Annotated in this window: 10 protein-coding genes and 1 pseudogene; 5 read left to right on the top strand and 6 right to left on the bottom strand. The window is 61.1% G+C overall.

What is annotated here, in order from left to right; translation table 11 throughout:
• Nucleotides 1-144: 144 nt before the first annotated feature.
• The 3 genes from GBJ34_RS20135 to GBJ34_RS20145 all read right to left on the bottom strand — a co-directional run bounded on the left by GBJ34_RS20135 (nt 145) and on the right by GBJ34_RS20145 (nt 1,930).
• A complete protein-coding gene (locus GBJ34_RS20135) occupies nt 145-480 on the bottom strand; it encodes a type II toxin-antitoxin system RelE/ParE family toxin (RefSeq protein ID WP_151720962.1) in 336 nt (111 codons plus the stop codon).
• Complete coding sequence (locus tag GBJ34_RS20140; protein WP_151720963.1) at nt 477-746, bottom strand: type II toxin-antitoxin system Phd/YefM family antitoxin; 270 nt, start codon at nt 744-746, stop codon at nt 477-479. Before GBJ34_RS20140 ends, GBJ34_RS20135 begins: the two co-directional genes overlap by 4 nt.
• Nucleotides 747-820: 74 nt before the next feature.
• Nucleotides 821-1,930, bottom strand: a complete 1,110-nt coding sequence (locus GBJ34_RS20145) for a tyrosine-type recombinase/integrase (RefSeq protein WP_192931311.1) — start codon at nt 1,928-1,930, stop codon at nt 821-823.
• Between the two features lie 116 nt (nt 1,931-2,046).
• Between GBJ34_RS20145 and GBJ34_RS20150 the strand changes: the two genes are divergently transcribed.
• The 5 genes and pseudogenes from GBJ34_RS20150 to GBJ34_RS20170 form a co-directional block, all read left to right on the top strand.
• Nucleotides 2,047-3,000, top strand: coding sequence for a DUF1403 family protein (locus GBJ34_RS20150; protein ID WP_112309833.1), 954 nt, complete (start codon nt 2,047-2,049; stop codon nt 2,998-3,000).
• 77 nt (nt 3,001-3,077) lie between these two features.
• Complete coding sequence (scpB, locus tag GBJ34_RS20155; RefSeq protein WP_226341311.1) at nt 3,078-3,662, top strand: SMC-Scp complex subunit ScpB; 585 nt, start codon at nt 3,078-3,080, stop codon at nt 3,660-3,662.
• A 194-nt stretch (nt 3,663-3,856) separates the two neighbouring features.
• Nucleotides 3,857-4,936 (top strand): type IV toxin-antitoxin system AbiEi family antitoxin, encoded by a 1,080-nt coding sequence (locus GBJ34_RS20160; protein WP_151720964.1) that lies wholly within the window; start codon nt 3,857-3,859, stop codon nt 4,934-4,936.
• Between the two features lie 2 nt (nt 4,937-4,938).
• Complete coding sequence (locus GBJ34_RS20165) at nt 4,939-5,796, top strand: nucleotidyl transferase AbiEii/AbiGii toxin family protein (protein WP_112309830.1); 858 nt, start codon at nt 4,939-4,941, stop codon at nt 5,794-5,796.
• A gap of 126 nt (nt 5,797-5,922) precedes the next feature.
• Nucleotides 5,923-6,261, top strand: a pseudogene (locus GBJ34_RS20170) (transposase); the annotation flags it as partial.
• Nucleotides 6,262-6,349: 88 nt separating this feature from the next.
• On the opposite strand, the gene GBJ34_RS20175 reads toward GBJ34_RS20170, so the two are convergent.
• From GBJ34_RS20175 to arsB, 3 genes are read right to left on the bottom strand one after another with little or no spacing between them, the layout of a single operon-like run.
• Nucleotides 6,350-7,537: an MFS transporter gene (locus GBJ34_RS20175; RefSeq protein WP_157970980.1), complete on the bottom strand. Its 1,188-nt coding sequence runs from the start codon at nt 7,535-7,537 to the stop codon at nt 6,350-6,352.
• A gap of 14 nt (nt 7,538-7,551) precedes the next feature.
• Entirely contained in the window at nt 7,552-8,259 is a 708-nt protein-coding gene (gene arsH / locus GBJ34_RS20180) for an arsenical resistance protein ArsH (RefSeq protein WP_112309828.1), read from the bottom strand.
• On the bottom strand, nt 8,256-9,332 hold the full coding sequence (arsB, locus tag GBJ34_RS20185; protein ID WP_112309827.1) for an ACR3 family arsenite efflux transporter: 1,077 nt from the start codon (nt 9,330-9,332) through the stop codon (nt 8,256-8,258). Before arsB ends, arsH begins: the two co-directional genes overlap by 4 nt.
• Nucleotides 9,333-9,531 lie beyond the last annotated feature (199 nt).

A 9,531-nucleotide genomic window follows, 5' to 3' on the forward strand; every position in this document is an offset into this window, starting at 1 on the left:
GCGCAACTCCTGAACTTGGGGCAGGGCGGTTTGATCTTCGGTGGAAATACGCGCGTATCCGATGAGTGGCACGGGGCAGGGGGCCTTTTTGCAATTACGGATACCAGGAGTAAACGACCCATTGCGCCCGTGTGGAAGGCTCCCCTATTCCTCCGAACGCCTTATGAGGGCTTCTACATTGAGCCCCGTTTCGGCAATCTGCTGGTTGATGTTCATGCGTCCGTCGAAGACGAACAGGACCCAGGCGGTATCCTCATGCAGGGCGTAGAAGATATTGTGTCGGCGTTGGAAAATCAGCCGTCGGATGCCACGTGCAGCGTGCCAGATATGGCCGATCTCCGGATTCTCACCGATTGCATCGCGAATGAACCGGTCGATGTCGCGCTGAAACCTATCGGCTATCTGCTCCGAATAGAGTCGGTCGTGGTCCCAGATTGCCCAGAGGCAGTCCTCGGCCGTCTCAGTCAGAACGACTTTCATGCTTCAGCTGAACGCGTCCTGAATCGCGCCAGTCGCTGCTCAAGTGCATCATCGGTCATTTCCACTACACGACCTGCAGCTACATCGGCCAAACCGGCTGCGATTCCCCGCTCAATCCGCAGGGACAGGAGTTCTTCCCAGTCAGCAACTGAAACGGTGACAGCGACAGGCCGATCCTTCTTGGTCAGCAGGACAGGCTCTCGTTGTGCGGCATCGATGAACCGGCCGAACTCTTTGCTGGCTGCGGTGGCAGACATGGTTTTCATGGTGGGCCTTCCGAATCCTGTTGCATATCCGGATTATACGGATTTTCCGGGTTAAGTGAAGGGACGTTCTGCTACTACAGCCCCGAGGCCTTGGTCAGGTTGACGCGGAACCGGTCGCGGCGGCGCTGGTAACGGCGGGTCATTTCGGCGCTGGCGTGGCCAAGTTGCTTCTGGACATAGCGCTCATCCACTTCCGCGCTGCTGGCCAGACCTGCACGCAGCGAGTGCCCGGAGTAAAGCGCTAGTCGCTCGGCCTTGGACAGTTCGGGGTGCAGGCCCGCGTCCTCGACGGTCTGTTTGATCAGCCGGGCGACGTGCTTGTCAGACAGCCGGTCGATTGTGGCCTTCAGCCCATTTCGGCTGACCGCGACAAAGATCGGGCCAAAGTCGATGCGGGCGTAGTGCAACCACTGGGTCAGGGCGTGCACCGGGCAAGTCTGGTCGCTGGACCCCCGCGCGATTTCCACCTCCCGCCAGCCGGTCTTGCCGCGCAGGGTAATCAGGGCGCCGTCGTCCATGATCTCGACCCAGCCGCCCGAGTCCGGCGTATCGTCCTTGCCATGATCAAGCGACACGATCTCGGACCGGCGCAGGCCGCCGGCAAAGCCGATCAGCAGGATCGCCCGGTCGCGCAAGCCCCGAAGGTCATGGGGCAGAGTGGCCACCATGTCGCGCAGATCCTGCGGCAGGATCGCCTCTTTCTGCACGGGGGGGCGGGCGTGTTTGCGGCGGATGCCAGCAAGAACCGTGGTGATGTGGCGATCCTTGCGGTCCAGCCTTTCCCCGCGCTGCGCACAGCCCCAGGCAAGCCCAGACAGGCGGCGTTCAATGGAGGAAACGGATAGGGCAGGGGCCTTTCCTGCCGGCGCCGCCAGATCGGCGATGTAGAGACTGATCACTTGGGGGGAAGTGGGCAACGGATCGGCTCCGCGCATCCGACACCAGCGTGCGAAGTGGGCCCAGTCCTTTGCGTAAGCCTTCAGCGTGTTTTCCGACGCGGCATGTCGCGCATAGTCCCGCGCGGTTTCGACCAGCCGGTCGAGTGTGCCTGAGCCAGCGATGTGCGAGGGCAGGGCGAAGACGCCGTCTTTGGGTGCAACACTCTCGTCCCGTTCGTTGGGATCGGAGTGCTCAGGCGGGCCTGAAGGGGATCTCTGGTGCGTTTTTGTCATGGCTTTGAGCATATCTTACTTGTGTCCGATAATGCAATCTTATTGGACATATACACACCCAGACATGTGGTGCGGTAATTCGTAATAATACTGGCATAAAGCGCACATGCGCGCTAGCTTCCGGGGCTATGAACAAGAAGATTGAACCGGCATCGGGACACCATTGCGCCGCTTACCAAGTTCCTGCCTGGGCGGTACCGAGGGCCGCGGTCTCGTCGGATGTCGAAGCCTCCTTTATGGCAGGTAGCGCCTTGTCCGCACTGGATAATCTTGTGCGCAGCGAGACCTCCTGGAGTGGGGCATGGCGGCATCGTCTGGCGCTCAAAGCGGCGGCTGCAACGGTTCGGTTGCTGGGGCGTCGGGAAGACGAAAATGCGTTACGGGATGGCTGGTGCCTGCAACCGTCCGGAAGCGAGCCCGGACCGGCAGGAAATGTACTGCTAGCCTGGCGGCGGGTGTGCCGACGTTCGGCGTCCTTCGACGAAGAGCGGTTGCGGAGCGCCGCCGGGTTGCTCGGCGTCAGATGGACGGAAGCGCTCGGAGATCTTCCCGAGGTGCTCACGGAACTTCTGGGCTTCCAGGCGCCAGCCCCGGTCACGGCTGCCAGGGTAGCGACTGCCATCGTGGCGCGGCAGGCGGATGCGGAGGCTTTGGCATGGTGGGCCGCCGATCTCGCACTTTCGATGCGGATGCGATGGTCGTTGCCGGTCCCGGTTCTCGCGAACCAGATTCATGCTTCTTTCATGCGTTTTGGTCCCGGGAGGGGGCGGTCCCGGCCGGGCGGTGATGGTTTCGAGCGTGCGATCCTTCTTGCGGCGGCGAGTGGTGCGGCCGAGGCTTGTCGGCTGGCTGCCGGGATGGCCGTGATCGCGCAGCGCCTGGATCAGATCGAGCCGAAACTTCGGGCCAAAGGCGCTGGCGAGGTACTGGCTCTGCTACGTGGCGATGATGCGGTATCTGGCTCCTGGAGTTCGGCGAAGATGTCCCGTTGGGCGAGCAGGCGATTGTTCGAACGGTTGATGTCGGAGGGTGCGGTGCGCGAACTGAGCGGCCGTCCCGGCTTCCGGTTGTTCGGGCTCTGACCATGGCGCGCGCGGAAGGGATTGCTCTCGACACGGAGCTCGCGGATTTGCCGCAAGCACTGCGCTGGCGAACTTGGATGGGTCGGATTGAAGCCGTCCTCTTCGCCTCAGCCGATCCCGTCGGGCGCGAAGCATTGGCCGGGATTGTCGGGCGCGAGTGCAGCATCGATCTCCTGATCGAGGACATCTCCAGCGAGTTGAACGACCGGCCCTACGAGATAGCCCGGGTCGCCGGCGGCTGGCAGTTCCGCACGCGCGCCAGGTTCTCAGATGCAATCCGGGCCGTGCGTGGTAGCCTTGATGAGACGCGGCCACTCTCTCCGACCGAGGGTCTCGTGCTGACAGCGATCGCCTATCTGCAGCCGGTGACCCGTGGCGAGATTTCCCGGATGGTGGGGCGAGAGGTCAGCCGGGACGTGATCGGCCGCCTGCATCGCAACGGGTTCATTGCCCGTGGTCCCCGCAGTCCCGAGCCGGGTGCCCCCTATACATATGTGACGACGGCGGGTTTCCTAGAGCATTTCGGGTTGGACACCTTGCGCGATCTGCCGGACATGGAGGCGCTCGAGGATGCGGGCCTGCTGCAAAAGGACGGCGGTGGCATTTCTGACATGCCGGTCTTCGGAGAGGAGCGCGAGGCTACGGGGGAAGACGCAGAGTAGGCTACGAGGGTCTGTCCGTTCCTGCCGGCATTGGATTGCCAAGAGTTTCAGGGCGGCTAGGCGTTTGGCCGAACATGTCGATCTGGCAAGGCATCGGGAAATTTCAGCGATGTTGAGGTTTTCAACGTGTGCTGAAATGAAGGATTTCGATGAAATATCTTGCCAACTTTCACTGGTTGGCATAGTTTCAGCGAATGCTGAAAGGTGGTCGACCAGTGATAGGACTTGGAGAGCAAGCTCAGGCGGCCCTGCTGAGCCTGTTGGATCGTGTGCCCAGGCTCAACATTCATAGCCACACACTCGAGATGCATGTCGACAGGGATCACAGGCTGGATCTGGTGGTCGACATTACAGCTGGAGGTCAAGACTGGACGCTCGTCTGCGAGATAACTTCCAACGGACAGCCCCGCCATGTGCGGGCAGCTCTGCACGAAATGGACGAGTACCGTCAGCACAACAACTCCCAATGGGTCTCAGTTCTGATAGCGCCCTACCTGTCGCCACAAGCCCGAAAGCTCTGTGTCGATGATGACGTCAGCTATGTCGACTTGCATGGCAATGCTCGACTGATCTTTGGGAATACCTTCATCGTGCGCGAAGCTGCTGGTTCTCCGGCGGCAGAGGCACGTGAAATGAAGTCGTTATTCAAGCCAAAGGCGTCGCAGGTTCTTCGTGTCATGCTGCAGGATCCTGCGCGCCCATGGCGGGTCACGGATATCTCAGAGGCGGCAGGGGTCAGCATCGGGCATGTGAGCAATGTTCGGAATGCGCTGCTGGCGAGAGAGTGGGCCAGTGTTGTGGACGGTGGCCTCGCTATTTCGGAACCTGATCAATTGTTGGATGCTTGGGCTGAAGATTACGAGCCTCCGATGGGCAAGCGCCTGCGATTCTATACGCCACTCCATGGGAGCGCATTGCAACAAGCCATCGGGAAAGTAGTTGGCGCGCGAGCGAAAGGCGGCACAGTCGTTCTTGCGTCGTTTTCAGCGGCACAGTGGATCGCTCCGTTCGGGCGGCATTCCACGCAGTTTTTCTATTGTGACAATGATGGGCTCGAGCGTCTCGTCGCGGAACTGGGGCTCGAGCGCACAGCCAAGGGAGAAAATGTGGCGATCACGGTCTTGAAGGACGATGGCCTGTTCCGAGATACGATTATGCCTGCGGAAGGCATCCGTTGTACGGGTGCGGTCCAGACCTATCTCGATTTGTCTGCTAGCGGTGAAAGAGGTAAAGAGGCTGCTGAACATTTGCGGCAGGAGAAATTGAGTTGGTAGTAATGCCGCAAGACCCGCAATCTGCCAACGACTATGATGACCGCACCACCGAGGCAGTCAAAAGCGTTTTGATAGAAATAGGCCAGGTGCTCGGAAGTTTCCGTGGAAAGTTTGCGGTTATCGGGGGTGCGGTTCCCTGGCTCTTGCTCGAAAACGAGGAAATGCCTCATGTCGGCACGCTTGACGTCGATCTGAGCCTCGACGCAGAAGCATTGGGGGACGGTGAATACGCCACGCTGGTCGAAGCGCTAATGGCGCAAGGTTACAGTCAGCGAGCTGGCTTCAGAAGGTTTCAGCTCGTCCGGACCGTTTCGGCTCGTGACGACGGTCCTGGAATTGATGTCGTAGTTGATTTTCTGATGCCGCGCGACGCAGAGGTCGTGAAGAATAATCCGCCGATCATCGCAGACTTTGCTGTGCAGCGAGCCGACGGAGCAGATTTGGCCATTCGTTTTCACGAACTGGTCTCGATTGATGGCACCATGCCTAACGGCGGTCGCAACACCGTTGAGCTGGCGGTTTGTTCGGTGCCTGCTTTGCTCGCGATGAAAGGGCATGCGCTGCAGAACCGCCTTAAGCAGAAGGACGCCTACGACATATACTACTGCATCCGTAACTATCCCGAGGGTGTAGACGCCTTAGCCGCCGCGTGCAGGCCGTTGGTGGAGCACATCAGCGCAGTTACAGGATACCGCTACATCGACGGAAAGTTTGACGCCATTGAAGGCTTTGGTCCCACCAGCGTTCGTCGCTTTGTGGAGGACAGCCAGATACTGGGTGGCCGAGATGCGGATCAATGGCAGCGAGATGCCTTCGGTCAGGTCGATGCTTGGCTGAAAGCGCTTGGCCTGCGAAACTGAGGGCGTTTCGGGCTGTAGCTGTTCCCATCATACAGAAATGATGTCTAACTCGTCGCTGACCTGCGGCGGATCGAGAAGTCATGAACTGCGGGCATAGCGATATGACTCGCGCACGGTTGGATCTACGACGGTGCCTTTGACACAAGGGGATGCGACACCGCGATCCTGGAGCGCGGCGGCACAGCGGTCATACCCATCCGCAAGAGCGGCCGACTATGGAGGGAGAGCTGTCCCGCCCACGAGACCCTCAAGGCTGTACAACGCATAGGGCGGGCAGCCTGGAAACGCTGGTCCGGAGATCATGCCCGAAGTCGGATAGAGGCAAAGATGAAGTGTCTCAAGGCATTCGGGGAACGTATCGCATCACGTGATCCGGATCGCCAGACAGCTGAAGTCCAGACCCGCGTAGCACTCATGAACCGCTTCAATGCACTCGGCACCGCCGAGATCAAACGCGTGGCCTAATTACAAAGCGGAAAAGGAGCACATCTCAACAACGACCGATTTCTGCAACAAAGCCGACCAAGTGGATGCTCTGCCACTCTTCGTTATTTCACCTTGCACCATACTTCTCTGCCAGCCGAAGCTCACGATAAAGCCATACCAGCGCTCCAAGGCCGCACAGGCCCACCGTCATTACGATGCCGATAGCAAACGGCATCGAGGATGCTGAGGCAATCCAGGAAAATAGAAACGGGGCAGAGGCACCCAACACGCTGCGGATAGCGGCTAGGCGGCCCAGCCTCTGCCCTGTTCCCTCTGACCCGAACAACGCCACCGGCACCGCGCCGCGCACGATGCTCGACAGGCCCTGACCCGCACCGAAGCTGATCGCGAAGCAAACGGCCAGTATCATTGCCGGCCCCGGTAGCAGCAGGAGGGCGAGCGCCGCCGGGATGGCCGCACTGGACACGATGGCGACGAGGAGCGGATGCTGGTTGCGCCACAGGGTGGCATCCACCACCCGAATGGCGACCTGTGCCGGCCCCATCAGCATGGCAATCAGGTAGGATGAGCTTCCGAGGCCGAGAGATTGCAGGGCGAGGACAAGGTGGACACCCAGGGCCGAGATCGCCATGCCTGTCAGCCCAAAGGCGATCCCAAGAAGGATGAAGGCGCGCCGCGCGGTTCGGCCCTTAAGAGGGATGTATCTCTCGTCTGGTTTCGGCCTCTGCTCTTCAACCGCAGCCTTCTCGGCCGAACGTGGCGCCGCGGAGATCCAGCCGTGCAAGGGCACGGCCAGGAACAGGTGAAGTGCCGCAAAGACGAGGTAAGCTCCCTGCCAGCCGATCTCTGTGACAAGCCAGCCCGATACCGGCCAGAAGATCGTCGAGGCGAAGCCTGCGATCAGGGTCAGATTGGTGATCGCGCGCCGCGTGTCATTGGGCCTCTTCTGCGCCAGGACGGAAAACGCCGCGTCATAGAGGACCGCAAAGCTAAGGAGCTCGATCAGAAGTGTCAGGCCCCCGAACACATAGATGTTCGGGGATCCGGCGATGAGCAGGCTCAGCAGCGCCATCGCCAGGCTGCCCGCGCACATGACCTGCGCCCCGCCGAACCGGTCGATCTGACGCCCGAGCACCGGAGAGGCCAGCCCGCCGAGGAGAAGGCCCGCGGAGAGGATGCCGAATAGGACCGGCTCCTGCACGCCGAACTCGGCCGCAATCGCGGGCGCGAGGATAGGATAGGCGTAATAGATCGACCCGTAGCCGATGATCTGCGTGACGCCCAGGGCGGCCACGATTGGGGCTTGCCTCACGTCGCGGCCCCGAGGTTGAGGCGATGGTGCAATTTGGCCGCCGCCTCTTTGCGTTCGCTGTAGCGGTCGGTGAGGTGCCCGGAGATGTCCCGGGTCAGAAGGGTGAACTTCACCAGCTCTTCCATCACGTCGACCACCCGGTCGTAATAGGGCGATTGCCGCATCCTTCCTGCCGCGTCGAACTCCTCATAGGCCTTGGCGACGGAGGACTGGTTCGGGATGGTCAGCATCCGCATCCAGCGCCCCAAGATGCGCATCTGATTGACCGCATTGAAGCTCTGGCTGCCGCCCGAGACCTGCATGACCGCCAGTGTCCGGCCTTGGGTCGGGCGGACCGCACCCATGGACAGCGGAATCCAGTCGATCTGGCTTTTCATGACGCCGGTCATCGCGCCGTGGCGTTCCGGGCTTGTCCAGACCTGGCCCTCGGACCAGAGGCAAAGCTCGCGCAGCTCCTGCACCTTCGGGTGATCGGCATCGGTCTCATCCGGCAAGGGCAGCCCTTTAGGGTCGAACACCCGTGTCTCGCAGCCAAAGTGCCGGAGCAGCCGTTCCGCTTCCTGGGTGAGAAAGCGGCTGTAGGACCGTTCCCGCAGCGAGCCATAGAGGAGCAGAATGCGGGGCGGGTGGCCGGATGCGGGGCCGGTCAGGTCCGCTAGTGACGGCAGCTGAACGGCATCAGTCAGGTTCGGCAGATCGGTCATGCGCGGACCTCCTCAGCCGGAGGCGCGTCCGGGAACCAGCGCCGCCCGAGCCGCAGGGCGACATGGACCAGCAGGATCAGCGCGGGCACTTCGACCAAGGGGCCGATCACCGCGGCAAAGGCTACGGGCGAGGCGAGGCCGAAGGCGGCGATGGCCACCGCGATGGCCAGCTCGAAGTTGTTCCCGGCCGCCGTGAAGGCGATGGCGGTGGTGCGCGGATAATCCGCCTGGATCATCCGGCCCATGGCGAAGCTGACCAGGAACTGGATGATGAAGTAGAGCGCCAGCGGCACGGCGATGCGAAGAGCATCCGTCGGCAGCGCGACGACATCGCCGCCTTTCAGGCTGAACATCGCCACGATGGTAAACAGAAGCGCCGCCAGGGTGATCGGGCCGATGCGCGGCAGGAAGGCGGTTTCATACCAGGCCTCGCCTTTGTGCGCGACGAGGATCCGGCGGGTCAGGAAACCGGCGAGGAACGGGATTCCAAGATAGATCAGCACCGCCTCCGTGATCGTCCAGAAGCTCACGTCGATCACGCTTCCCTCCAGCCCGAACAGCGGCGGCAGGACCGACAGGAAAAACCAGGCGTAGGCCGAGAAGAACAGGATCTGGAACACCGAGTTGAAGGCGACCAGCGCCGCCACATACTGGCCGTCGCCCCGGGCGAGCTGGTTCCAGACCAGCACCATGGCGATGCAGCGTGCCAGCCCGATCAGGATCAGTCCGGTCATGTATTCCGGCTGATCGTGCAGGAAGATGACGGCGAGAACGAACATCAGGACCGGACCGATGATCCAATTCTGGATCAGCGACAGGATCAGCACCCGGCGATCCTGGAACACCCGCGGCAACTCCTCATACCTGACCTTTGCCAGGGGCGGATACATCATCAGGATCAGGCCGATGGCGATCGGGATATTGGTCGTGCCGATCGAAAGGTCGTTGAGTGCGACCGGCAGCCCCGGCCATACAGTGCCCAGGGCGATGCCAATCGCCATGGCCGCAAAGATCCAGAGCGTCAGCCAGCGGTCCAGAAAGGACAGCCGTCTGGTCGGTTGAGGGGACGTCATAAGGGATGAACTCCGTTCAGGGCGCTTCCGGCAGGACGCGATTTCCATTCGCATCGACCACCGGCTCGCCGTCTTCTTTCGAGAATGCGCCCAGCTGGGGCGGTGTCGCGTAGCCCTTAAAAGCGGCATACGAAAGTCAACGAAATCAATGGGGCTTCTTTGCCATTAAATATGATATCTTGCCTTTAAATCCGACATT

It is taken from the genome of Gemmobacter serpentinus, assembly GCF_008973825.1.
Lineage (GTDB): Bacteria > Pseudomonadota > Alphaproteobacteria > Rhodobacterales > Rhodobacteraceae > Gemmobacter > Gemmobacter serpentinus.